Raw genomic sequence first — 24,092 nt, 5'->3', positions numbered from 1 at the left:
TCTTTCCGGTCAGCAGACCGCGCTCCAGCCCGAGACCGACCAGGAACATGAACGTGTGTCACCGCCGGTAGGACGCTGGCCAGCGAGGGGGTTCCCTCCTCCATGTGTTGCGCCCTGGCGCGACTTCAGGTGGTGTCAGTGCCCTTCGGCATAGTGCCCCGCATGACGATCAACGAAATCGACAGCGTGGACTGGGCATCGATGAGCCACGCTTACGGTCCGGCAAGCGACGTCCCGGGCTGGCTGAGAGGGATGGTCTCGCCGGAATCCGGTGTCCGGGACGAGGCCTTCAGCGACTTCTACAGTGCGGCGCACCATCAGGGGGATGTCTATCCGTGCACGGCGGCCAGCTTGCCGTTCCTGTTCGAGATGGCCGACAGCCCCGCGACCCCTGACCGGGGCTCGGTCATCGAGTTGCTGCTCAGCATCGGCCAAGAGTGCCTGGGTAGGGATCCCGAAGCGGTGTACTTCACGCCGGACGGTACCGAGTCCAGAGCCCATGTGGAGGCGTTGGCGGTGATAGGTGAGCGTGCCGAGGTCTTCGTCCGCTGGGTGAGGGACCCCGATGAGGAGGTGCGGCGGCCCGCGATCGAGGGCCTGGGTCTCTTCCTGGCCGACGGTGCACGCGCCTTGGAGGTCCTGCGCAGTCTGCTTCCCGGGAGCGGCATGGTGCAGCGGCTGCTCGTTGTGAGGGCGGTGGCGTCGGTGGCGCTGCGGGATGCGGTCGTGCACGGTGCGGCCGCCGGCTGGCTGGAGGATCTGGCCGGTGACACGACACAAGTGCCCGAGGTGCGGCTCGCTGCTCTCGTGCACCGGGTCCGGTGCACTCTGGGGGAGCTCGGTGACGCTGTTGTGCCGGTGGCGGTCGGGCTGATCCGGGAGATCGCGCCGGAGGAGACCAGCGGGAATGACGATGCGCCCTGTGGGGCCGAGCCGGAGCCGGATGTTGCCGCGGGCACGGCGCTTTCATCGGGGGTGCCGCCGCAGGTCGCCGCGGCGTTCGAGGATCTGGAGCGGTACGGCCGGGTGCACGCGCCGACGAGCTCCCTCCTGGAGTCGCTTCACACGGTGTTGGACAATCGTGTGCTGGAGCGCACCGCGTTGCTCACCGAGCAGTTGTGCAGCGCGGACCCTGGGGTGCGTTACGACGCGATCGGCATGGCGAGGAAGCTGATCGGCCAGTGGCGTGGGGATTGCACCGGCCTGGTGGTGCTGATCGCGGGGTGTCTCCTGCCCGAGGACCCGTATACCTCGGCTGCTGCGGCAGAGGCTCTCGGGGCGCTCGTGCCGGTGAGCGAGCCGGCCCGGGAGGCCCTCGCCGCTTATATCGAGGCGGCCCGTGCGGAACACGGGCCGGACGTGTGGGCGGCCCGGGAGCGGCTGGTTCGCCACGCTCACCAGGAAGCCGTCAGGGCGCTGGCGTCTCTGGGGGATCCGCGGGCGCTGGACTGTGTGCTGGAGGCGCTGGACGGGGGCACCGACGCCTGGCGTGCCGTGCAGGTGGCCGGTCACCTGGGTGAGGCTGCCGGTGATCTCACGCCGAGGCTGTCGAAGCTACTGGCGGATGTGGACTTCTCGGATGCGTCGCAGTCGATGACTGCCAATGCTCTGGTGTCCGCCCTGAGAGAGCTGGGTGACCCCGCGGCTGCACCGGGGGTGGCCGGCGCCGGCCAGCCCCGTAACCGCGGCCGTGCGTGAGGAGCAGTGGCATACGGCCGCCTCCGTCCTCAAGGCCCTTGCCTCCTTCGGCCCTGAGGCCGCCTCCGCCCTGGATGTGGTCCGCCCGCTGGCCGACGCGCAGGACGTCACCGTCCGGGCGGCCGCGACGGCGGCACTGTGGGAACTTGAGGGCGACGCGGCCGGCGTCGTGCCGAGGCTGGTTGAGCTCCTTGACACCCACGCGGACGACGAGGCAGCCGCCGCCTTGGGGCGGATCGGGCCGGCTGCCGCACCGGCCCTGCCGCATCTGCGGAAGATGCTGACAGCCGGCTACGAGTGGACCCGGGTCCACGCCGCGGCCGCCCTGTGGGATATCGGCGGCGACGCCGAGGCGCCCGCCGTCGTGGAGACGCTCCTGACAGCGTGGGCGGAAAACGACTCGACGTCCAACCACGTCCTGGCCTGCCTGAACCGCATGGGGCCGGCCGCCCGGCCGGCCCTCCCCCGGGTCCGGGAAGAGCTCACGCTCCTGCGCCGCAGCGGCCGCTTCCGCAGCATCCCCCACGACGAGGACCTGCTGGCGGCCTGCCGCTCCGTGACGGCCCGCATCTGAGCAAAGCCCCTGCGGGAAGTGTCGGAAGTGCCTCCGCCCGCGGACGGGGCCCATTGCCCCGGCGGCCGAGCCGCGCACCCGGCCCGCCAGATGGGTGAAGGGTCAGACGGGTACGAACCGTGCTCATCGGCTGGGTGTCAGGGACGGCATGAAGGAGATCAGCGAGCAGCACATCAGCGAGCCCGGCCTGGTGGTGCTGGACATCACCGCGGCCGACGAGGACACGCTCCGTCTGGTGGTGGCCCGGTTGGAGGAGCGCTGGGCGACCTCGGGCCCGGCCCAGGTACGGCGGGTACCGGGCCGGGCCGGTGTGACGGCCGGGTTTACGCGGACATCCGCCGCTCCGGGGCCGGGGGTGGGTGAGGGGCGTTGGGTTACTTCGGCGGGCGGCGCCCGGTGAGGTCCAGCCACGCGTTGCGCGCGGGTGGTTGGCGGCGACTTGGTCGAGCAGTACGGTCCCGGCCACCGAGTCCGGCACGCTGGCTGCGGTCACCAGCATGGTGAGGAGAAGGCCGAGTATGTCGGTGACGATGCTTCGCTTCCTGCCGACGATCTTCTTGCCGGCGTCGCCAGCCGAAGAAGACCGCAGCTGCGAAGTCCTGACCACCTACTTTGCGGCTGGTGTCTGAGCTAGGACTTCGGGGCCCGTTCGTGTCGCCGGGCGCGACGTTTATGCCGAAAGAGAAGACCCACCTCGCCTGCCGTTCCCTGGGAAAGGGTCGTGGGGTCGGTTCCGTTGATGTGTGGAGGTAGCCCGTGGGCCCGGACCTGAGCCGTGTGATGCGCTCTTCGCCGTACTGGCCAGTGATCAGTCACACGACGCTGCGGCGGGTCCTCCCGGGGTTCGCCGTCTCCTCGCTGGGTGACGGCATGGCCGTGGTGGCGGTGAGCTGGCTGGCGATTGAGCTGGCGCCGGCCGCGGACCGCGGCGTCTGGGTGGCGTTGGCGGCGGCCGCCTACACCCTGTCCGGGGCGGTCGGCGCGCTGCTGCTCGGCCGCTTCCTGCGCCACCGCCGTCCCACCCAACTGGCCGGCTGGGACGCGGCGTTGCGGGCGGGCGCGCTGGGAGCCATCCCGGTGCTGCACGCCTTCGGCGCGCTCCGCATCGAGGGGTACGTCGCGCTGCTGGCGGTCTCCTCCGTGCTGCATGCCTGGGGGCAGGCGGGTGTCTACACGCTGATCGCCAGGGTGCTGCCTGAACGCGATCATCTGGCGGGTAACGCCGTGCTGTCCGGTGTGGGGTCGATCGCCACGGTGGCGGGGCCGCCGCTGGCCACGCTGCTGATCGTGTTCGGGGGCCCGGCAACAGTGCTGGCCGTGGACGCGACGACGTTCCTCTTCCTTGCGGTCACCTTCCTCGTCGCCGTCCCCAAGGACGCGGTCCCGGAGCCCGAGGACGACACAGCCTCGCGGACGGCCGGTTTCGCGGTGATCCGGCGCATCCCCGCGCTGTCCGGCCTTCTCGCCCTGAGCTTCGTGTTCTTCTTCCTCTTCGGCCCGGTGTACGTGGCGCTCCCGCTGCACGTGTCGGACGACCTGGGCGCCTCGGCCGGTGTGCTGGCGGCGTTCTACACGGCCTTCGGTATCGGCGCGGTGCTGGGTTCGGTGCTCACCGGCTTCCTCAGCCGGTGGCAGTTGGGGCCCACGACGGCCGGCATCGTCATCGGCTTCGGCGCGCTGATGCTCCCCCTGGGCCTGGGTGCCCCGACGGCCGTGTCGGTCGTCTGCTTCGGGATGGCCGGGCTGCTCTGGCCGCCGTACTCGTCGCTGTCGACCACCCTCTTCCAGCGCTCGGCGCCCAGCGCGCTGCTGCCGCAGGCCCTCGCGGCGAGCTCCGCCGTCCGGGTGCTGTCGGTGCCCCTGGGCACCGCACTCGGCGGACCGCTGGTGGCCGGCCTCGGCGCGGTCGGGGCGCTGCGCCTGTCTGGTGTGGGCATCGCGGTGGTGGGCATGCTTGCCGCCGCCGCGCTGACCCTGCGCGCCTCGCGCACGCGCCCCGAGTCGGCGGCGGGCGCCACGGAGCCGGCCGGCGCGGACGCGGGGGCAGGGGCGGAGGCGCGGCCGTAGCCCGGCAAATGAGATACCGCCTGGGCGGGGGCGCGGCAGGCCGCTGCGGGCGCCGTTGGCGCACGGGGTGGAGCCGTTGCGGGCCACGTACGGGATCTTGAGACCACGAACAGCCCATGGAAGGTCAATGCCGCATGATCGATAATCTCGCGAAGGACAACCTGCACGGGAGACTGCGGCGCGACCGCAACGCGCTGCTCTGGAAACTCGACGGCTTGTCCGAATACGAGGCCCGCAGACCTTTGACAGCGACCGGGACCACCAACCTCCTCGGCCTGGTCAAACACGTGGCCCGCGTCGAGGCCAGGTACTTCGGCGAGGTCTTCGACCGCCCTTCCCCGGAACCGCTGCCCCGGTGGCAGGACTCCAACGGCAGCAATCTGTGGGCGACCGAGGACGAGACCTGCGATCAGATCATCGGGTTCTGCCGGCACACGTGGGAACACTCGGACGCGACGATCAACGAGCTTCCCCTTGACACCCCCGGCCACGTGCCGTGGTGGCCGGAGCCTTATGCCGACACGAACCTGTTCGCCATCATGCTCCATGTCCTCGGCGAGACCGTCCGGCATGCCGGGCACGCCGATATCCTGCGCGAAGGCCTCGACGGCCGGACCGGGTTGCGCGCCGAACACGAGCAGCAGATCGACCGAGGGTGTGGCGGGACTCCTGGACGCTGAGCTGCTTGCCCATCTGCCGTCGGTAGGTGTCATCGACCGGGTCGACGACCCGCAGCAGGTGCAGGGTCTTGGCAGTGCGCCCGTACTCGGCGAACGCCTGCCCCAGCGGCGTCGGACGTCCATGGTTGCCGAACATCCGCAGCAGGTCATAGGCCCGCACCTGGTTGGTGACCAGCCAGCCGGCCACCTTCAGCATGTCCTCCCACTGGGTGGTCACCTTCTTCAGGTTCACCTTGTTCGTGCGGGCCAGGTCTGTCAGCGGCCCGTAGCCGCCGGTCTCGATCCCGTCCATCTCCGCCCGCCAGAACCTCTGGTCGTCCAGGTCCTTGAACCGCGGAGAGAAGTTGTAGCCCAGGATCTTGAACAGGCCGAACACCATGTCCGAGTAAGAGGCGTTGTCGGTGGCGACCATTTCCGGTTTCACCCCGCCGTCGAGGTTCAGCAGGGCGTCCAGGATGTGCAGGGAGTCGCGCGGGGTGCCCGGGACCACCATCTGTCCGATCCCGAAGACCTGGTCGTTGACGGCGTTCAGCCAGGTGATGCCGCGCTTGAATCCGAAGTACTTCGGCTTCGGGGCGGTGCTGATGGACCTCACCGGGACGACGAAGCGCAGTCCGTCGACGGAGGCGAGCAGCCCGTTGCCCCAGTGCGCCACGATCGGGACCTTCGCCTGGGCGGCGATCAGGGCGGCGTTGGCCGCGGCGATGGTGTCGGCCCGCAGGTAGTACTGGTCGACGTGGACCAGCCGGGAGCGGGTCAGCGCCTCGTGGCTGGGGCTGGTCACCGGGGTCATGCCGATGTTGCACGCCTCGCTCACCAGAAGCGCGACGTCCGAGGTGGTGAGGTCCTTCATGCGGGTCTTGCCGTCGCCCAGGTGCACGAAGGCGTCCAGAAAGCCGCTCCAGGAGTGCACCTCGAACAGCAGGTCCGGAAGGTCGATCTTCGGGAGCATCTTCTCCACCCGGCGCCGCAGCCAGGCCAGCGACTTGGGCACCCCGAGTGCCCCGAGCGCGTCCACGTTCAGCTTGGCCCGCCCGTTGGGCTGCACCTCGATGCTGACCTTCGCATCCGTGCCGGCCTCTTCAAGGCGTTCGGCCATCTGCTTCCACGCCGCGTCCAGTACCCGCACCAGCTCCGCCAGATGCTCCTCGACGGGCGCCTCCAGGCTCAGGCCCGCCAGTACGTCCTCGCGTACCGCCAGCCACGGCTTGCCGTCCTGGATCAAGGGCACCGCCAAGGTGGCGCTCACCGGTGACGAGGACGCCAAGACGATCGCGCTGCCCTTTCCGGTCAAGCACTACGGCTTCTCGTACACCAGCGCCTCCGTGACCACGAACGGTCTGATCAACTTCCTGGCGCCGCGGGTCGGCGACTACGCCAACACCGCACTGCCCTCGGCGGCCCGCCCCAACGGCACCGTCGCCGCCCTCTGGGACGACCTGGTCCTGGACAAGAAGTCGTCCGTGCAGACCGCGACCACCGGATCGACGGGCAAGCGCTCCTTCGCCATCGTGTGGAACAACGCCGCCTACGCCGACGGCACCACCGGCCGCGCCACCTTCGAGGCCGTCTTCGACGAGGCGACGGGCTCGGTGACGGTTCAGTACAACACCGTTCCGGACCGCGGCACCGGTGCGACCGTCGGCATCGAGAACCAGACCGGCACGGACGCCCTCCAGTACGCCTTCGACCAGCCGGTCATCACCGCCGGCTCGGCCGTCCACTTCACTCAGGAAGACAAGTGATGAGAGCCCACAACTCGCGGCGGGCCCTGCGGCTCGCCTCCGGACTGGTCGCCGCGGGCCTCGCGCTGACCGCCGCCCCGCACGCCCTCGCCGCCGACTCCGGCTCCGGCACGGCCATGCGCCTGACGAAGACCCAGGCCGAGAAGCTGGCCGAGCGCATGGAGGTGGACCCGCAGGCCGACGCCGCCAAGGCGGACACGGGCCAGGCGGGTGACGACTCCGGGACGGGCCTGAAGGCTTCCACCGACGCCGCCGCCAACATCGCGGTCAAGGACACGTCCAGGATCGAGAACGTGGCCGGCCTGGCTGCCACGATGCCGGTCGGCAACAAGCAGGGTGACTACATCACCCTGCACAGCAACGGTCACGCCGCGCGCACCACCGCCGACGGCACCGAGCAGTGGACCCACTCCGTCGAGTCGCTGTACGCGGACTGGGGCATCAAGCCGCTGCGGGTCTGGGAGAAGGAGATCTACCCCCCGCACGTGCAGATGAGCTACAACGCCGTCGGCCCGTTCACGCCCAACTCCGACCAGGGCTACGACTCCGGTGACCTGACCGGCGATGGTGTGCCCGACGTGGTCTTCACCGCCGACGTGGGCATCAACCCGCCGGTCGGTGTGAGCATCCCGGGCACCACGCTGACCTCCGGCACCATGGTCACGATCCTCGACGGCGAGACCGGGAAGACCGCCTGGTCGAAGTTCTACACGTACGCCAACCAGGTCAAGATCGTGGACGGCGCGCTCCTCGTCGCCGACTCGCCCGCGTACAACCCGGCAGCCCCCACGGGCAGCACGGCGAAGCTGACGAGCACCCGCTTCGCCTACGCCGACGGCAAGCTCACCGAGTCCAGCACCTGGACCTACGACACCGGGGAGACGGGTCCGGCCACCTGGGGCGCCCTTGAGGACCTCGGCGGCGGCAAGGCGGCCGTCGCGTGGAACATCCGCAAGACCGCCGCCACCGCCGCGAGCGGGCGCACCCTCGTCCTCGACATGAACGACGGCACGGTCCGGTGGCAGACCGACAGCGCCCTGTACGTGCGGCAGCTGCGGGTGGACGAGGGCCGCGGGCAGCTCGTCGCCGTGGAGCAGTCCGACTACACCGACGGAGTGCGCTACGAGCTCGCCGCCTACGACCTGACCGACGGCCGCCGCACCACGCTCGACTCCCGCGTCAACGTGCTGCCCACCGCCCTCACTGTCGGCAATCTCACGGGCAGCGGGGACGCCGAGTACGCGGTCGCCGAGTCGTCGCTGACGGACTCGCTGTTCGTCAACGCCAACACCATCCGCGTGCTCGACGGCGACACTCCGGACACCGTGCTGTGGCAGCACACCACCAAGCGTGACGCCGCGAACACGGAGAACGGGTCCAGCACCTGGAAGCTCGACGTGGTCGCGAAGAAGCTGGTCGCGGCCGCCTCGGACGACGCGCAAACGGGGACCGCCGCCAACCCCGGCAGCCGCTTCGCCTCCCTGACGGTCTTCTCCGGCAAGGGCAACGTCAGCTGGCAGACGAAGGGGGCCACCGCGTCCCCCACCTTCCAGGACGTGTTCAAGGACAAGAGCGGCCGGCACATCCGCGTCGTCGACACCGACCAGAACGTCCGCACCTACGCGTTCAAGGACGGCGGCCAAGAGCAGCTGACGCCTCTTCAGGGCGACATGGCCTCCGCGAAGACCGTCGACGTCGACGGCGACAAGAAGGACGACCTCGTGGAGGGCGGCACCTCCAACGGCGTCTTCGCCTACTCGGGCACCTCGCTGCTCGCGGGCAAGCCGAAGATGCTGTGGCGGGCGACGCTGCCCGGCGCGGTCCACCGCATCGAGACCGCCGACGTCACCGGGGACAAGGCCCCCGAGATCGTCGTGGCAGCGGACAGCGCGGTCGTGGTCCTCGACTCGCGGACCGGTGCCGTCCTCACGACCATCGACGGCGGCGGCCACTTCGTCCGGTCCGTGTCCCTCGCGGACGTGGACGGCGACAAGAAGTCGGACATCCTCGTCCCGACCGACAAACTGCACGTGTACAAGGGCAACGGCAAGGCGCTCTGGACATACGCCGCTCCGGAGGGCTCGGGCGACGTCGTGTTCTCCGACCCCTCGATGGGTAACGGCAAGGTGTACGTCCAGTACACCAGCAAGAACTCGTTCGATGTCGATGCCCCCGTCATGCGGGCCGTGCAGCTGAACGCGAAGAGCGGTGAGCTCGGCTGGGCCAAGGAGCCGCAGGCGCCGGCCGGCGCCCAGAACGGCAAGGTCCGCGCCGGCCTGCTCGACCACGCGGTGTACGCCTCGCCCGCGATTCCGTACGCCGACGGCCACGCCGTCGTCTACACGTGGGTCGTCTGGTCCCCCAGCGGTCTCAGCGGAACCGACGCCTTCAGCCCGCACAACGCCATGGAGATCCGCGACGGCCGCACCGGCGAGGTGCTGCACACCGCCATCACCGGCGGTCTGTGGACCCACAGCAACTACCTGGACGGCAACAGCGTCCTCCTGGGCTCGGGCACCGCGGCGATCTACACCTTCAGCGCCGACGGCGACGCGGACAACCGTGTGTTCCTGACCCCTCCGGCCCAGAACGCGACCTGGATCACCGCCCCGAACGGCGAAAAGGTGATCATGACCGGCGGTACGGGCGGTATCTACCTGTGGGACCCGGCCGTGCTGACCGGCGAACTCCAGTACCCGAACTACCTCGGCAAGGCGCCCGCGGCCGGGGCCGCCCGCAACTTCGTCACGGGCGACCTCGACGGTGACGGCAAGGACGAGGCCGTCATGCTCAACTTCGACCACCGAGGCGTGAACCAGGCCGCGGAGCTGATCGGCGGCGGTTACTCGGTGCCCAACAACAGCACGCCCTACACGATCACCCTCAAGCTCTCCTGAGCCCGGGCGTTCACCCCGTCCGCTGCCCCCTCCGGTACTCGCCGGAGGGGGCAGCGGACGTGTACGGCCAAGAACGGCTGGGCTGTTGTGTACCGGTGCGGTAGGGGACGGCAGGGGCTGATGGCCGTCACCACCACCGGGATCGGCTTTATCCCGTCCTACGCCACGCTCGGGCTGTGGGCGACCGTGCTGCTGGTGCTGTGCCGCTGTCTTCAGGGCCTCGCTGCCGGCGGTGAGCTCGGCGGCGCGAACGCGGTACGCCGCATGCGGGTGTGCCTGCGGCACGGCCGTTGGGACGCCGGCCGCACGCAGGTGTGCGGTGGGCTCGGTGTCAGCTGACGTTGGGGGTGATGACGAGGGTGGCGGCGAGGGTGTTGGAGGTGAGGCCTTCGTTGTCGCAGGCGGTCAGGTCCAGGGTGGTGCCGGTCATGGTGAGCACGGCCAGGCTGCCGGCGAAGCGGCCGGAGGTGATGCTGCCCGACTGGATGAGGGAGGTCACACCGTTCACGGTGTTGAAGACGGTCGTGTAGTCGAAGGTACTGCTCTGGCCATTGTTCCAGGTAAGGACCAGCTGTCCGGGCGTCGCCAGCAGGAGGTTGCTGCACTTGAGGCCGGCCGTCACGTGGTTGCTCGCGGAGGCCAGGAGGGGCGTGACACAGAGACCGAGGTCGATGTCCCGGGTGACCTGGATATTCTGCGGGGTGTTCGTGACGCCCGGGGAGAACTGGTAAGTGGCCGTGCCCGCGCAGGTGGCAAGGTCGAGCGGGTCGGCGGCGGCCGGTGGTGCGGCGAGGGCCGCGACGGCGGCCAGAAGGCCGGCCGCAGACAAGGCGAGGGGGACACGTAGGCGCATGATGAGCTCCGATCACTGGGCTCCAACAGACAGCCGAACAGACGGGCGCGGCCAGCCGGTCGGACGAGATGCAGCGAGGAACTGCCGGGTCTCTCGCCGCGCGGTGAACGGAGCATCGTCCCGGAACCCGCGCAGCGACAGGCGCAAATCTGCGGCAAGGTAAGCGCGTAACAGCGCACGACTGCGCCCGCGCGCCCCTAAGACCGGGAGTGCGCGTTCGGAGGCCCGCATTTCCCTGCCCCGCCGGGGGCAAGACCAGACGGCTCCATCCCGAGGGCATCTGCCAGCAATTCTTGCGTCCCGTCGAGAAAGATCGAGGAGTGCGCGACGCCGTACGGGCTGAACCCGTTGCGGCGCAGCACCCGCTGCGACGGCAGACCGCTTGTCCGCTGACCCAGCACCGGGTGTCAGGGGGTGCAGGCGGCAACAGGACCGTCGCGTGAAGTGATGCCCCACGGAGGCATTTGGCACGCAGGGGCGGCGGGCGGGTCAGGCGACTGGGGCAGTGTCCAATCTTCCGAATGCTTCGGCGCCGTCGTGCGGGCCGGCCAGGTTCCGTGCGTCCTCTCGGTGGTGCCATTGGTCGGCGCCCTGACCTGCGGAGTGCTCGGTCCGCCAGCTCAACCGCTCAGCCCCGCCAACCGCGGCGCCCATCCGCCAACTGAAGCGCTCAGTCACAACGGACGAGACCATCGGGGAAACGCAGTCCCTCATCCGTTGGCGTGTACGCGCACGGCAGCACCCCGGGAGCGGCGCGGGCAGGCGCTCCTGCCACGCACCTCCTTGCCCACCGTCTGACCGACCGGCGATGACATGGCGGTGCAGGCCTGGGCAAGGGGGTGCAGCGGAGATGGGCAGGTGGTGCGTGGCGCATCCTCCGCAGTAGGGGGCCGCCGCCCGCTGTGGGGGCCCAAGTGGGGACCACGCGGTGGCCGGCCGTCGGTGTGCGGGCGCTAGCCCTGGGGCGGGTAGGCGTCGGTGATGGAGGTGTTGGGATCGCGGGTGGTCCAGTCAAGGACCACGGACCCATAGAGGCGCTCCTGGAGGCCGCCGCCGGCCAGGCCAACCGCGTACAACGCCGTCTCTCGCACGAGTGATACGCCTCGCAGTCCCTGCTGCTCCCAGACGTGGTGGATCAGCGTGCCTGCACAGGAGACGTCCGACTGGACATGAGCGTGATGTCCTTGGCTGCCAAGGCCCGGGGGGCGACGGCGGGATAGCTCTCGTCGGCATGGAAGCACAGGGCCTTCGCGTTCCGGCCGAGAGGGGCGAAGCCGTAGTTGGAGGTGTAGGAGTCGCCGAAGAAGACGGCCGCTGCCGAGGCTACGCCTCGCAGGCCAGGTCGTGGGTGGGGAGCCGTCCCGTGCGCAGGTAGGCATTGACGCGCTCGTCGACGCAGGAGTTGCCGTACTCGCCGTACATGCCGTGCTGGCGAGCCCCCTCCACGGTGAGCAGCCGGGAGCTCGGCCACTGCTCGCGCATGGCCTCGGCGCCGGCGTAGACGGTGCGGGGGTCGCCGGTGGCAGCGACGAGCAAGGCCGGGACGTCGTTGTCGAGCACGGTCGGCGCCTCGGCGGGCCGGTCCCAGAACTCGCAAGGGGTGATGTGGTTGGCCAGCGGTCCGGCGAGGGGGAACCGCTCACGGGACGCCTCGACCGCGTGCCAGTAGCTGCCGACGCCGCGCCGCTCTGCCACATCGCCGCAGACGATCGCGGTCATCTGGCTGGCGGAGGCCGAGCCCGCCCCGGTCAGCAGGAACTCCAGGCGCCCGGTGAGCTCTTCGGACGGCTCGACCGGCTCCCGGTCTGCAGCGCGCGCCAGGAGACGTACGGTCGCGGCGAGATCGGCGCGCTGGTTGTCGAGGTCACTACCCAGGCCCCCGATGAAGAAGAAGGGGAGCACGTGCTCGTCCAGCAGATACGCGTCCCCGATCCGCAGCGGCTCCTGAGCAGCAGCGCCCAGGATGTGCTCCACCGTCGCCAGGACCTTGCCGCGCGTAGCGCCCAGCCCGTAGGTGTCGTGCCGTGCGGCGGCCCACGACGCCCATGCGCGCAGGGCCGCCTCGTTGGCCGCCTCGGCGCCGTGCAGTAGCGTCTGGCTGTAGCGATCCGGGGCATGGACGCCGTCGAGCACCATACGGTCGGTACGGCCGGGGAAGAGCTGTGTGTACACCTCACCGAGGTAACTGCCGTAGGAATAGCCGAGGTAGGAGAGGGCGTCCTCGCCGAGAGCGGCGCGGATGACGTCCATGTCGCGGGCCGTGTTGCGGGTGGTGACATACGGCAGCACGTCACCGTGGGCGCGCTCGCACCGCCCGGCCAGCTCGCGCGCGACGGCGACTTCCTTGCGGTACGCCGCCAGGTCGGCGCCCGCGGAGCGCAGGGGTGCGGAGCCGAGGTCCCAGCCACAGTCCAGCGGGGTGCTCCGGCCGACGAAGCGCGGGTCCATGCCGATCAGGTCGTAGCGGTCAGCGACCTCTCCCATCACCTCCGACTTGGTCAGTGGCATCTGGAGGCTGGGGCCGGCCGGTCCCCCGTCGTTGAGCAGCAGCGGACCGACGCGGTGGGCGGTATCGGTGGCCTTCAGACGGGATATGGCGACGGTGATGGTGCGACCGTCGGGGTCGGCGTAGTCAAGCGGCACGGTGATGTCGGCACAGTCGGCGCCGGCAGCATCCAGCGCCTGGCCCATCTCGTCGTCGGCGTCGAGGGCGCAGGCGTGCCAGTCGACGTGCTGGCCGTGGAAGCGGGCGAACGGTTTCGGGTCGGCGGCGGTGGCGCTGGTCGTGGTGGCGGTGAGCACCGCCGTGCACACCACGAAGGCCGCGAAGTGTCGAGGAGTTGACATACCCGCACGCTAGGGCGGCGGACACCTCAGCGCACTCCGGGAAAGCCCCGAAGCCACATGGGGTTGTCCCCTAAGAACGTGTCCTATGTGGTGATTCGGAGGAGTCGTTTGTAGCAGCAGAGGGCTGCGGCGAGGCAGAGGAAGGCCAGGTAGCTGCAGGGTTGGCGTTCGTAGCGGTGGTTGAGTCTGCGGTAGCCGGTCAGCCAGGACATGGTGCGTTCGATGACCCAAAGGGGGCGCCCTAACCGTTCGCTGGACTCGACTCCCTTGCAGGCGATGCGCACGCCGATGTGCTTGCCCCAGAGCCATTTACGCAGGTGAGGGATGTCGTATTCCTTGTCCGCGTGGAGGCGCTGGGGCTTGAAGTACCGGCCGCGATGGGGGTCGTGTCTCGTTTGGAGGCCCTCGACCATCGGCTTCAGCGCGAGGCTGTCGTAGGTGTTCGCCGCAGAGAGGCCGACGAGGAGAGGCAGTCCGTTCGCGTCCGACAGACGTCACCAGCTTCCCGAACAGGCGAGGGCTCAGCCCAGTAAACGGGGCTATCCAGGACGACTCCGAAGCCGTGATCACACCAGACACCTAAAGATCATGTCACTCGGCACCGGGCCTCCCTTGCGCCGTAGTTCTGGACGGCCCAGCCGAACCCTGGGCGGCGCCCCTCGCAGGTCGCGGAAACCTGAGTCAGCCGAAGAGGGCAACGAGTCCATTCACCCAGATCGCGAGGAACACAAGGGCCGCCACCAGGCAGCCGACGCCTGCCAGCGCACCGCCGACCGTCCATGGCCCGGAGGGCGCCTCACTCTCCCCTTTCAGGTCGCCCCGGTAGGAGGCGGGGTCATCCCAGTCGACGGGGTGTCCCAGCTTTTCAGCGCAGGCGGTCCGCACTGCGACCAACTGTCCCTCTGCGAAGGCGGTGCCGGCCCTCACCTCAGGGCCGTGCCAGGCGAGGGCCTTCATCCGCCACCCGGGAGAGCCGTATCGAGTCTCGAAGGCGGCGGTCTCGTCGATATTCCGGTCCTCTTCGAGGTACATCCAGCGTCCGGCCTCGGCGGCGTCTCCGTAGAGCCGGTACACCTCGGCCAGTCGACGGCGAAGCGTCAGGTCATGCGGGAAGGACGAGATGAGACCACGCAGGCGCTGGCGCGCGACGGGAACCCGGCCGGCAACCAGGTCTGCATCGACTCGGGCGAGTGTCTCTGTCAGGGGCATGCACGCATGATCATGCACCGCACTGACCTACGTCGAACTGGTTTCGTCGCTCAGCGCTGCTCGTTCTCGGCGGGATCGACTGGATCTCACTGAGAACGGGACACCGCCAGTTACGGAACAACGCTTAGGGCTTGCCGATCTTTAACGTGTTGCTTTCAGGGCTGGGGCTCGTTGATGTCGTATGCGCATCCCGGACAAGACTCGTGGGCATCTTGCCGTGAAGTTCGCGGTGTTGTTCCCGCATCTGAACGAGCGGCAGCGGCGGCTAATGATGGCCGCGGAGGCCCGCGGGCTGGGGCACGGTGGTGTCCGGGCTGTGGCCAGGACGGCCGGGGTGAGTGAGACAACGGTCCGCAAGGGGGTGGCCGACCTGGGGGCGGGCGAGTGACTGCCGGGGCGGGTGCGGCAGCCGGGTGGCGGACGCAAACACGTCGCGGACCTAGACCCCGGGCTGCGGACTGCACTGCTGGGCCTGGTCGAGCCGGACGAACGCGGAGATCCGATGTCGCCTCTGCGGTGGACGATCAAGTCGACCCGCACGCTGGCGGCCGAGCTGGCCCGTCAGGGGCACCGGGTCGGTGCGGACACCGTCGCCAGCCTGCTGCGGCAGGAGGGCTTTCGCCTGCAGGCCAATGCCAAGACGCGCGAGGGCAGCCAGCACGCCGACCGGGACGCCCAATTCCGGTATCTCAACGAGCAGGCGCGCGACCACCGATACGCCGGCCAGCCGGTGATCAGCGTGGACACCAAGAAGAAGGAGCTGGTCGGCAACTTCCGCAACGCGGGCCGTTCCTGGCGGCCGGCGGGGGACCCGGTGCCGGTGCGTGTCCATGACTTCGCCGACCCGCAGCTGGGCAAGGCCGTCCCTTATGGAATCCACGACCTGGCGGCCGACACCGGCTGGGTCAATGTCGGCACCGACCATGACACCGCCGCGTTCGCCGTGGAGTCGATCCGCCGTTGGTGGCTCGACCAGGGCCGTGCCGCCTATCCGCAGGCTTCGCATCTGTGATCACCGCAAATGCGGGCGGCTCCAACGGCTACCGCGCTCGGGCCTGGAAACTCCACCTCCGCCCGCCTGGCCGCCGAAACCGGCCTGACCATCACGGTCTGCCACCTGCCGCCGGGCACATCGAAGTGGAACAAGATCGAGCATCGGCTCTTCTCCCACATCACGATGAACTGGCGCGGCCGCCCCCTGACCAGCCACGAAGTCATCCTCGAATCGATCGCCGCGACCACCACCCGCACCGGATTGCAGGTCAAGGCCGAGCTCGACACCAACACCTACCCCACCGGCATCGGTGTCGGCGACGCCGAGATGGCGGCCCTGCCACTGACCCGTCACGCCTTTCACGGCGACTGGAACTACGCCCTGCATCCCCAGCCGAGTCCGGCCGTCCCAGCACCCCGCAGCGGTGGACTGCCAGCGCCGCAGTGGGATCCGACGCTGCTGTCCGATCCCGCACTGACCGGACTGACCTCACACCAGTTGCAGCAGCTCATCCAGACCCTGGCCCCGCAAGGAGACGCACGACGAGGCCGTCCGCCTCGGCTCACCTTCGACGACCAGGTCCTGGCCACCATGCTTCACCTGCACGTCAACCTGGCCGCGGAGCCCCTCGCCGTGCTCTTCGACAGCAGCCGCACCGCCATGCACCGCACCCTGCTGAAGATCAGGCGACTGCTCAAAGAGCAGAGCATCACCATCTCGCCGGCCACCACCCCACCGGCCCTCCTGGCAACCCTTCAAGCCAGAGTCGCCGCCCTCAGCAATGACCCCAACTACAAGATCAAAGCAACACGTTAAAGATCGGCAAGCCCTTAGTACCGCTGCCCGAGCGTGCGGCCCGGGTCCTTGAGCTGACCGCCCCTTCAGCGCCCAGGCCCCGCCCACGTGCGGGAGCTGGCCTGTTGGGCGGACCCGCGCGCGACCGCGTTCTTGCTTCGCGAGTGCTTCGCCGTCCACCGTCGTGGCGAAGGGTCAGGATCGCGCGGCGGGAGGCGTGCTGGCCGGCGAAAGCCGCGCGCCGGGCCAGCGCGCGCATGTCAGCCGGTTTCCGATCACGAACCGAGGAAGATCGGGCTTAACGCCCTCCTCACCCCAGAGCGGTGAGGAGGGCCTTCTCCAACGCCTCGCACGCTAGATAGTTGCCGAACGTGTGGAAGTCGACGGCGGCGATACTCGTCTCGATGTCGCCCTCAATACCGTCGAAAGTGCGGCCGAGCAGCCGGGGCACTGCGACGAGGTCGCCGACGTCGGCGATGTTGATCCAACGGTTGACACCAGGTGGTCGCACCCCCTTACCGGCGAGCGGTGCCGGGTCGAGCCTGTCGAAGATCGCTCCGGGCAGGGCGAGCGGCGACCTCACAGTGATGAGGAGTTCGACTGGAGCCGCCGACGCGTTCATACTCCACAACGCTTCGTACGCCACAACGCTGCCGAGGGAGTGGGCGATCACCACCCGTGGCTGGATACGGGCGATGGTTGTACTCACAAGCTCCCGAGCGGCATTCCTACGCTTGGGTTGCTCCAGGTACCAGGCGACCTCACGCACGAAACGGACAATGAAGCGGAGCAGGCCGTGGAGCGGTCTACCACTGCGTTCCGCGACCCAACTAAGCTCCTGCCGGTATGAACGGGTCAGCAACCCCTGCGCGATATGGTCCGGAATGCCATAGGCTGCAAGCCAGTCGACCAGTACGGCGGTCTCCTCCGTGGTCAGCGCGTCGATCTCGGCATTGCCGAACCCCGCACCGGTGACGCTCTGAGATCTGGCCGGGCGCAGCAGGTGTGCGTAGTAGGCGGCATGCAGCGTGACTGGCGTCCGGAGCGAGCCCGCCCAAGTCGCACGGAGGAGCTCTGCCGCCTCGTCCGGCGTCTGTCGTGGGCGATAATTGCCAATCCCGTGCACAGCTACCAGTTGATGTGTTGACGAATCAGTGAGCACGTCAGCTTCCTTCCCCTTGCCACCAGCAAGCGGCCGGAGCCCGCAGAGAAGAGCTCCGGCCAGCGAGCCGACAACCATGCCACCGGCAGATTCCGCGGTGGGCTGACACGAAGATCCACCTCGCGGCCGACGGCACTGCCAGTCCTGCCTTCCACCTCGCCGCCGGATGGGCAGTGACGCGCCTTCGCCGACACAGGGCCGTACCCCTGCGCCACGCCTCAACATGAGGTTGGAAAAGCTCAGCGTCCGTCCACTTGCCCTCAACCGCGGTTGAAGTGATGGGATGCTCGCGACCTTTCGACCGAGGAAAGCGAGTAGCCGACATGGATGCCGTCACAGAGGCGATGACCTCCTCTCCTTCGCCGCAGCGTCCATCTCCCTTGACGCTCCCGGTGGTAATGACGGGTGTCGTCCTGGTCGCCATGTCCATCTCCGGGACTGCGGTGGCGCTGCCCAGCATGGGCCGGGAACTGGATGCCTCCGGCTCGGCCCTGAACTGGGTCGTGGCCGGATACAACCTGGCCTTCGCGGCGATGACTCTCGTGGCTGGTTCGACTGCGGACCGGGTGGGGCGACGCAAAACATTTGTCGCCTCGGCGGTCGTCTTCTCCAGCGGGTTCCTGGTTACCGCGGTGAGTCCCTCGGTCCTCTTCACTGACGTGTCGCGCATCGTCTCCGGGGCGGGCGGCGCCGGCATCATGGCCGCCGGAGGTGCGGTCCTCGCCGCGTCATACGAAGGAACCTCACGCAATCGCGCCTTCGCGCTCATGGGCACCATGGCGGGAGTCGGCATCGCAGTCGGCCCCACCCTGTCCGGCCTGCTGGTCTCCGCGACAGGCTGGCGTGGGAGTTTCGTGGTGTTCACTGCCCTGGGCATGCTGATCACAGTGGGTGCGACCCGGATGCACGAGTCCCGGGCCGCCACCGCAGGAGCCGACTGGGCCGGCAGTTTCCTTTTCGTCACCGCTCTCTGTCTCCTCATGTTCGCCCTGCTGGAGGCGCCGTCCCTGGGCTGGACCGATGGCGCCGTTGTCGCTACGGCCATTGCAGGGGTCGTAGTGCTCGCCGTCTTCGGAGCTGTGCAGCGGCGCAGCAGCCGCCCCGTTCTTGCGCCGGCTCTGCTCACCAACCGCGGCTTCATCGGATGGAGCCTGGCCACCTTGACGACTTCGGTCGGGTTTCTCGGCCTTCTGGTCTTCCTGCCGACTTACCTCCAGGTGGCCGCGCGCCTCACCCCTGCGGTAGCAGGCGCCGCGATGCTGCTGCTTACGGCGCCTGTCCTGGTCACGCCATTGGCCGCGGTGGCACTGGTCAACAAGGGAGTCCCAGCACATCGGCTGATCGTGCTCGCACTCGTGATGGTCACCTTCGGAAATCTCTGTCTCGTCACACTCAGCCCGGACAATACGATCCTGGGCACTACCGGCCCGCTCCTGGCCGTAGGGACCGGTATGGGTATTTCCTTCGGGATCGCCGACGGACAGGCGATGCGGCTCGTACCGGCCGAGTCCGTCGGGATGGCTGCCGGCTTCCTTAATACACTGCGCGGAACTGCCGAGGCCATGGTCATCGCCGCGTTCGGGGCCGCGCTAGTCGGGTTCCTCGGCAACCGCCTGGGCAGCGACCAGCGAGCGGCATCGGTGAGCGCCGGGCAACTCTCCGACACCCACCGACACGTCGAACTCACCGCCCTCACCTGGTCGTGGCGCATGACGCAATTAGGTATCGGGCTGCTCTGCCTGCTCCTGACCGTGACGGTCGTGGTACTCATCCGCCACCATGGCCAGCGTCGCCAGGACGTCTGAATCCGGCACGCGAACGTCAGGAGACCGACGTGCTCGTCGACCCGAACGACCTTCTCACCATCGGTGACGTGGCCCGGCGGACCGGCGTATCCGCATCCGCCCTGCACTTCTACGAACGCAAAGGGCTGATCTTCTCCGACCGGAACAGCACCAACCAACGTCGCTATCCCCGCCATATGCTCCGCCGCATCTCGCTGATCGTCGTGGCCAAGCGCCTCGGCATCAGGCTCAGCGACGTAGCAGCGGTCTTTAGCACACTCCCCAGCCACCACGCGCCCACGCATAAGGACTGGCAACGCCTCTCCTTGGCGTGGAAGCAACAACTGGAAGAAAGACGTCGGGCGATCGAAACTCTCGAGGCCGAACTGACCGGATGCATCGGGTGCGGCTGTCTGTCCATGAAGGCGTGCCTTCTCCTCAACCCCGACGACGCGCTCAGCCCGCAAGGACCTGGGCCCGTACGCCTCCACATCGCATTGCACCGGACTGATGGAAGCGACTGATTGCCGATCGTCGTCGTCTAGGCACTGTTTCTCGGATCAGGTTCTCAGCCAGATGACGAGGGCTGCGAGCGTGACGGTACCGAGGTAGATGTAGGCGCGCTTCTCATAGCGGGGGGCGACGGCCCGGAAGCCTTTCAGACGGTTGATGGCGCGTTCGACGGTGTTGCGCCGGCCCGTCTCCCCCTCCGTCGGCACCCGCCTACAACCCTGAGTCCCTCGGCATCCTGTTCGGAGGGACCCTCGCATGACGGCATCGAGTCTTACCCTCGCTACTGCTGTCCCGGCACCACCGAACCGGGTGCTGGCGGGAGCCGAGGCGGTCGCGCTCTTGAAGCGGTTCCCCGCCCGTCCCCGGCTGACCATCTGGCCCGAGACGGCCGCGACCCGCCACGAGGTCATCGCTCGTCTCGGACAGCCGCCGCTCAGGGTCAAGGGCCGCCCCTCCACGCAGGACAGCCGGATGGTCGGGGTACGCATCCTGCTCTCCTGGCTGGAGACTTTCCCCGGCGATACCTGGCAGCAGCGCTGGGAGGCCAGTCCGATCGCCACCGAACCGAAAACGGTGGTACGAGAAGGTCCGGGATTGGACACCGACGGTCGACAGGGCGACCAAGACGGGCCATCTCCGGGCCGGGCTGCTGGCCCTGCTCTGCGCGGACGTGGTCCGCCCGGAGACAACACGGCTCGCCGTGAACTACTCCAGGCATCTGCGGCCGGCCCTCGCACAGGCCCGCGACCCGGAAGGGTTCGTCAGCCTGGAAGCCTGGATCCCGCAGAACGTCCGCGTCACCCGGCACGCTTCGGAAGCGCTCGCTGCCCTCGCCCAGGTGTTGGCGACCAGGGGCGGGAAACTCCAGGACATCGTGGTCGGAGACCTTCTGGAGCGGTGCTACGCGCCCGTGGCCTACAACCGCACCACTCGCGGAGTGCGCCTCGCCTATCTCTGGCTCCGCGAACGCGGCCAGTTCCCCCACGACGCCCCCACGACCCTGCTGTTCACCACGCACCGCGCCGGGCAAGTCACTCCGGCAGAGCTCGTGGACCGCTACGACCTGAAGTGCCAGCCCGTCCGTGACCTGCTCGTCAGCTATCTCACCGAACGCCAGCCCACCCTGGATTACGCCACCCTCAAGAGCCTGGCAGCGACCCTTGCCGGCAACTTCCGGGCGGACCTCGAACAGCACCACCCTGGCATCGACTCCCTTCGGCTGTCGCCCGAGACCGCCACGGCTTGGAAGACCCGCCTCGCGACGAAGACCGCCCGCCGGAGGCAAGCCGACGGAACCGTGATCACGGTGACCGAACCGCGGACCGGCGCGCCCGCGATCAAGATGACGGTGCGGGCGTTCTACCTCGACATCGGCGAGTGGGCCCTGAGCGAGCCTGAACGGTGGGGACAGTGGGCCTCTCCTCCCCCGGTCACCGAGGCCGAGTGCTCCGTCAAAAAGCTGGAGAGGCGCCAGAAGTCCAAGTCCGACCGGCGCACCCGGGAACGTCTTCCCGTCCTGCCGGCGCTCGTCCGGGTCGCGATCCGTAGGCTGAAAGAGGCCACGGCCAGGCTCGATGCCCTCAACGCGGCACCGCTGGGATCCACCTTCACGGTCCTCGGCGAGACGTTCACCGTCCCCAAGAGCAGCGTCCGTCCCGACGGCCACCCCACAGGCGTCCGTGACGCCGCAGGCGAGCGACGCGACCTGGGCGCCGAGGAACGGCGGCCGTTCTGGGCCTGGGCGGCCATCGAATCTTCCGTCACACCGGGATCCGGATCGAGGACCTCCAAGAGCTCAGCCACCACAGCATCATCAGCTACCGGCTGCCCGGCGGGGACGTCGTGCCGCTTCTCCAGATCGCGCCCTCGAAGACCGATCAGGAACGGCTCATCCACATCAGCCCCGAGCTTGCCGACGTGCTCAGCGCGGTCATCTCACGCGTCCGCGACAACACCGGTCGAGTGCCACTGCTACCCAGCTACCACCTGCACGAGAAGACCTGGAACGCACCGATGCCCATGCTCTTCCCGTGGAGCATCAGCCACGAGCGCAGGCCCGTCTCCGGGAGCATGATCCGCAAAGCCCTCGACGAGACACTGAGACACTCCGGGATCACCGACAGCTCCGGGCATCCGCTGCTCTTCCAACCCCATGATTTCCGCAGGATGTTCATCACCGAGGCGATCCTCAACGGCCTCCCACCACACATTGCCCAGGTCATCGCCAGCCACAGGAACATCAACACCACGATGGGATACGCAGCCATCTACCCGACGGATGCGCTCGAGGCGCACCGCGCCTTCATCGCCCGTCGCCGCGGCCTCCGCCCGGTCGAGGAGTACAGGTCTGTCACCGCTGAGGAATGGCAGGAGTTCCTGTCCCACTTCGAGCGGAGGAAGCTGGCGCTGGGCGAGTGCGGGCGGGCCTACGGAACCGACTGCATCCACGAACACGCCTGCGTCCGCTGCCCGATCCTGATCGTCGCCGCGGACGAGAAGCCCCGCCTGGAGGAGATCCGCGACAACCTCAAAGACAGGATCGCCGAAGCCGAACGCGAAGGATGGCTCGGCGAAGTCGAAGGACTACCCACCAGCCTCGCCGCCGCCGAAGACAAGATCGCCCAGATCGAAGCCCAGCAAGAGAGGAAGCAATCCCCCGTCTTCCTGGGCCTACCCAGCCTCGTCAAGCTCACCGCGCGCACCAGCGAAGCCACCAGGTAACGGCCGAGGGCACGGGGCCCCGGCTTCCACAGCCGCTCTCGACCAACCCTCAGTTCAGAGAAGCTTGCGTCTGACCGTGATCTAGGCGGACAGCCCGCCGTGCTGGCGCTCGCATCTGTCGTGCTGCAAGTGCAGCCGACAGAGGTCTTGCAGCGCAGCAACGGGGAACGGGTGCCGAACCCACTTCGCCCTGTAGCCGTCCTCCCCGTGAAGCCGGACCACCGATTGAGCAGCCTCCAAGACGACGTGCCCAAGGAGGCTAAGGGGCTGAGTGGAGGACCACGACAGTGCGCCTGCCTGATCCGGCGCGTCGAGGCTCGTGGACATGTCGGGAAACCGGTAGATCGCGACGTGAACTTCTGAGCCTTCGCGGCGGAGAACCCACCTCACCTCAGCTGGCTCAAGATCGAAAGAGAAACGCTGGACGGAGGTGCGACCGTAGAGCCCGACGACACCGTGGAGCACGTCCGCAAGGGCGTCCGTGCAGTAGCTCACGAAGTCCTTCCGCTCCGACACACCGTCCGCGATGCGGCAGGTCGCCCAACCACTACCACTGAGTTCCCAGCTGAACTCAAGCTGACTCATCCCGCCCCCTGCCAGTGATCTTCTACCCAACGACGGTACAGCGGCGTTGAAGGAAGCCTCACCCTCCCTTCGCACTGCCGTTGTACGCGTAGTTCAGAGAAGGCGAGCAGCACATCGTCTGGCACCGCATCGGTACGCACGACATCCTTGCCGGAACATGATCCGTCTCGGTGGTGCGCTCAGGCTGCGGCGTGGTGCTTGCGTCGTGCAGCCGCGAGGAGGGTGGTGATTCTCGCGGGTTCTTGTCCCGTCAGAAGGGCGATGGCATCGGCCGAGTATCGCAGGGTGTGGCGGAGGAGCACGCTGTCGTCCTGAAGTGCGGCGGCCCGGGCCCGCCTGTTGGTGAGGATGTCGAGCCGTGCGGTGAGGAGCTGCCAGGCGTAAGCGGTCGGATACGGGCGGGCGACGACGGTGGGCCAGTAGGTGGCGAGGTGTCCGAAGGTGTCAGCGACGAGGTCTTCGGCGGTTTCGGGATCGACATGGAGCGCTGCGTACGCCTGGTACCCGGCCTGGAGTAGGGAATAGAAGGCGCAGAAGGCCGGGGGGAGTTGCAGGACAGGAGTGGTGCCGGAGGAACGGGGCCGGGCGGGGGCGGGTTGGTGTGCGGGGCGCACCAACACTCAACGAATCTGAACAACACACCCGGAACATGACCACACCTGACCAGCACCCGCTCCACCTGATGAAACAGCAGGTGTCAGCTCAGAGAACTGAAACCCGGCCCCCATCACCAAGCACTGAGTGCACGACCCGGAACACCATCTCCACCCACCCCCCAAACTGATCAGCCCAGGCCAGCCCACCACCCACTGATCAGAAAAAACGCCCCTGGACAGCCGCCCTCGCCGGCTTGGGGCTGGAGTGGGCGACGTAGCTGGGATGGCTGGGACCTCAGTACATAACGGTGATGTGGACTGAGTGTCACGATGCTGCCCGGAACCGCAGCGCCTTCAGTACCTTTACATCCA

Annotated in this window: 18 protein-coding genes and 8 pseudogenes; 13 read left to right on the top strand and 13 right to left on the bottom strand. The window is 68.4% G+C overall.

Going from position 1 to position 24,092, the window contains the following annotated elements:
- The first annotated feature begins 162 nt into the window (after positions 1–162).
- From ACN6LM_RS31905 to ACN6LM_RS31895, 3 genes are all read left to right on the top strand, one after another.
- A complete protein-coding gene (locus ACN6LM_RS31905; protein WP_445068889.1) occupies positions 163–1,698 on the top strand; it encodes a HEAT repeat domain-containing protein in 1,536 nt (511 codons plus the stop codon).
- The gene (locus ACN6LM_RS31900; RefSeq protein WP_445068888.1) at positions 1,691–2,272 is read left to right on the top strand and encodes a hypothetical protein; all 582 of its coding nucleotides are present in this window, start codon (positions 1,691–1,693) and stop codon (positions 2,270–2,272) included. Before ACN6LM_RS31905 ends, ACN6LM_RS31900 begins: the two co-directional genes overlap by 8 nt.
- 148 nt (positions 2,273–2,420) lie before the next feature.
- Entirely contained in the window at positions 2,421–2,672 is a 252-nt protein-coding gene (locus tag ACN6LM_RS31895) for a DUF6207 family protein (protein ID WP_445068887.1), read from the top strand.
- Here ACN6LM_RS31895 and ACN6LM_RS31890 read toward each other — a convergent pair.
- Positions 2,664–2,840 (bottom strand): annotated as a pseudogene (locus tag ACN6LM_RS31890) (transposase); the annotation flags it as partial. The gene ACN6LM_RS31895 and the pseudogene ACN6LM_RS31890 overlap by 9 nt on opposite strands.
- Before the next feature lie 236 nt (positions 2,841–3,076).
- On the opposite strand from ACN6LM_RS31890, the gene ACN6LM_RS31885 reads away from it, so the two are divergent.
- Positions 3,077–4,339, top strand: coding sequence for an MFS transporter (locus ACN6LM_RS31885; protein ID WP_445068886.1), 1,263 nt, complete (start codon positions 3,077–3,079; stop codon positions 4,337–4,339).
- A 134-nt stretch (positions 4,340–4,473) separates the two neighbouring features.
- Positions 4,474–5,019: a DinB family protein gene (locus ACN6LM_RS31880; protein ID WP_445068892.1), complete on the top strand. Its 546-nt coding sequence runs from the start codon at positions 4,474–4,476 to the stop codon at positions 5,017–5,019.
- Here ACN6LM_RS31880 and ACN6LM_RS31875 read toward each other — a convergent pair.
- Positions 4,958–6,235: pseudogene (locus tag ACN6LM_RS31875) on the bottom strand (Tn3 family transposase); the annotation flags it as partial. The gene ACN6LM_RS31880 and the pseudogene ACN6LM_RS31875 overlap by 62 nt on opposite strands.
- On the opposite strand from ACN6LM_RS31875, the pseudogene ACN6LM_RS31870 reads away from it, so the two are divergent.
- The 3 genes and pseudogenes from ACN6LM_RS31870 to ACN6LM_RS31860 all read left to right on the top strand — a co-directional run.
- Positions 6,234–6,764: pseudogene (locus tag ACN6LM_RS31870) on the top strand (S8 family serine peptidase); the annotation flags it as partial. The pseudogenes ACN6LM_RS31875 and ACN6LM_RS31870 overlap by 2 nt on opposite strands.
- Positions 6,764–9,661, top strand: a complete 2,898-nt coding sequence (locus ACN6LM_RS31865) for a VCBS repeat-containing protein (protein ID WP_445068885.1) — start codon at positions 6,764–6,766, stop codon at positions 9,659–9,661. The pseudogene ACN6LM_RS31870 and the gene ACN6LM_RS31865, both read left to right, overlap by 1 nt.
- Positions 9,662–9,781: 120 nt before the next feature.
- Complete coding sequence (locus tag ACN6LM_RS31860; RefSeq protein WP_445068884.1) at positions 9,782–10,000, top strand: hypothetical protein; 219 nt, start codon at positions 9,782–9,784, stop codon at positions 9,998–10,000.
- On the opposite strand, the gene ACN6LM_RS31855 is transcribed toward ACN6LM_RS31860, so the two are convergent.
- The 7 genes and pseudogenes from ACN6LM_RS31855 to ACN6LM_RS31825 form a co-directional block, all read right to left on the bottom strand.
- On the bottom strand, positions 9,993–10,514 hold the full coding sequence (locus tag ACN6LM_RS31855; protein ID WP_445068883.1) for a hypothetical protein: 522 nt from the start codon (positions 10,512–10,514) through the stop codon (positions 9,993–9,995). The two genes, ACN6LM_RS31860 and ACN6LM_RS31855, sit on opposite strands and share 8 nt — an antisense overlap.
- Before the next feature lie 296 nt (positions 10,515–10,810).
- A pseudogene (locus tag ACN6LM_RS31850) lies at positions 10,811–10,891 on the bottom strand (GNAT family N-acetyltransferase); the annotation flags it as partial.
- Positions 10,892–11,467: 576 nt separating this feature from the next.
- Positions 11,468–11,605, bottom strand: a complete 138-nt coding sequence (locus tag ACN6LM_RS31845; protein WP_445068882.1) for a hypothetical protein — start codon at positions 11,603–11,605, stop codon at positions 11,468–11,470.
- 232 nt (positions 11,606–11,837) lie between these two features.
- Positions 11,838–13,361 (bottom strand): alpha/beta hydrolase, encoded by a 1,524-nt coding sequence (locus ACN6LM_RS31840; RefSeq protein ID WP_445068881.1) that lies wholly within the window; start codon positions 13,359–13,361, stop codon positions 11,838–11,840.
- Between the two features lie 83 nt (positions 13,362–13,444).
- A pseudogene (locus tag ACN6LM_RS31835) lies at positions 13,445–13,852 on the bottom strand (transposase); the annotation flags it as partial.
- A pseudogene (locus ACN6LM_RS31830) lies at positions 13,818–13,940 on the bottom strand (IS5/IS1182 family transposase); the annotation flags it as partial. The pseudogenes ACN6LM_RS31830 and ACN6LM_RS31835, both read right to left, overlap by 35 nt.
- A 102-nt stretch (positions 13,941–14,042) precedes the next feature.
- Entirely contained in the window at positions 14,043–14,570 is a 528-nt protein-coding gene (locus ACN6LM_RS31825) for a DUF6584 family protein (RefSeq protein WP_445068880.1), read from the bottom strand.
- A 400-nt stretch (positions 14,571–14,970) separates the two neighbouring features.
- Here ACN6LM_RS31825 and ACN6LM_RS31820 point away from each other — a divergent pair.
- Together ACN6LM_RS31820 and ACN6LM_RS31815 are read left to right on the top strand one after the other, a co-directional pair.
- A pseudogene (locus tag ACN6LM_RS31820) lies at positions 14,971–15,894 on the top strand (ISAzo13 family transposase); the annotation flags it as partial.
- The gene (locus ACN6LM_RS31815; RefSeq protein ID WP_445068891.1) at positions 15,892–16,380 is read left to right on the top strand and encodes a transposase family protein; all 489 of its coding nucleotides are present in this window, start codon (positions 15,892–15,894) and stop codon (positions 16,378–16,380) included. The pseudogene ACN6LM_RS31820 and the gene ACN6LM_RS31815, both read left to right, overlap by 3 nt.
- Positions 16,381–16,669: 289 nt before the next feature.
- Here the strand turns inward: ACN6LM_RS31815 and ACN6LM_RS31810 are convergent, their stop codons facing one another.
- Positions 16,670–17,521 (bottom strand): hypothetical protein, encoded by an 852-nt coding sequence (locus tag ACN6LM_RS31810; RefSeq protein ID WP_445068879.1) that lies wholly within the window; start codon positions 17,519–17,521, stop codon positions 16,670–16,672.
- A 323-nt stretch (positions 17,522–17,844) separates the two neighbouring features.
- Here ACN6LM_RS31810 and ACN6LM_RS31805 point away from each other — a divergent pair, with 323 nt between their 5' ends.
- Entirely contained in the window at positions 17,845–19,326 is a 1,482-nt protein-coding gene (locus ACN6LM_RS31805) for an MFS transporter (RefSeq protein ID WP_445068878.1), read from the top strand.
- A 29-nt stretch (positions 19,327–19,355) separates the two neighbouring features.
- Complete coding sequence (gene soxR, locus ACN6LM_RS31800) at positions 19,356–19,829, top strand: redox-sensitive transcriptional activator SoxR (RefSeq protein WP_445068877.1); 474 nt, start codon at positions 19,356–19,358, stop codon at positions 19,827–19,829.
- 36 nt (positions 19,830–19,865) lie between these two features.
- Here the strand turns inward: soxR and ACN6LM_RS31795 are convergent.
- Positions 19,866–20,000 (bottom strand): annotated as a pseudogene (locus tag ACN6LM_RS31795) (IS5/IS1182 family transposase); the annotation flags it as partial.
- A 1,549-nt stretch (positions 20,001–21,549) separates the two neighbouring features.
- On the opposite strand from ACN6LM_RS31795, the gene ACN6LM_RS31790 reads away from it, so the two are divergent.
- Positions 21,550–22,539, top strand: a complete 990-nt coding sequence (locus ACN6LM_RS31790; protein WP_445068890.1) for a tyrosine-type recombinase/integrase — start codon at positions 21,550–21,552, stop codon at positions 22,537–22,539.
- A gap of 81 nt (positions 22,540–22,620) precedes the next feature.
- On the opposite strand, the gene ACN6LM_RS31785 is transcribed toward ACN6LM_RS31790, so the two are convergent.
- Positions 22,621–23,124: a hypothetical protein gene (locus ACN6LM_RS31785; protein ID WP_445068876.1), complete on the bottom strand. Its 504-nt coding sequence runs from the start codon at positions 23,122–23,124 to the stop codon at positions 22,621–22,623.
- Between the two features lie 179 nt (positions 23,125–23,303).
- Positions 23,304–23,744, bottom strand: coding sequence for a hypothetical protein (locus ACN6LM_RS31780; RefSeq protein ID WP_445068875.1), 441 nt, complete (start codon positions 23,742–23,744; stop codon positions 23,304–23,306).
- Positions 23,745–24,092: the final 348 nt, after the last annotated feature.

The organism is Streptomyces sp. SAS_281, assembly GCF_052542855.1.
Note: the sequence above shows the minus strand (reverse complement) of the source record. Positions and strands in the feature narration are given on the sequence as shown.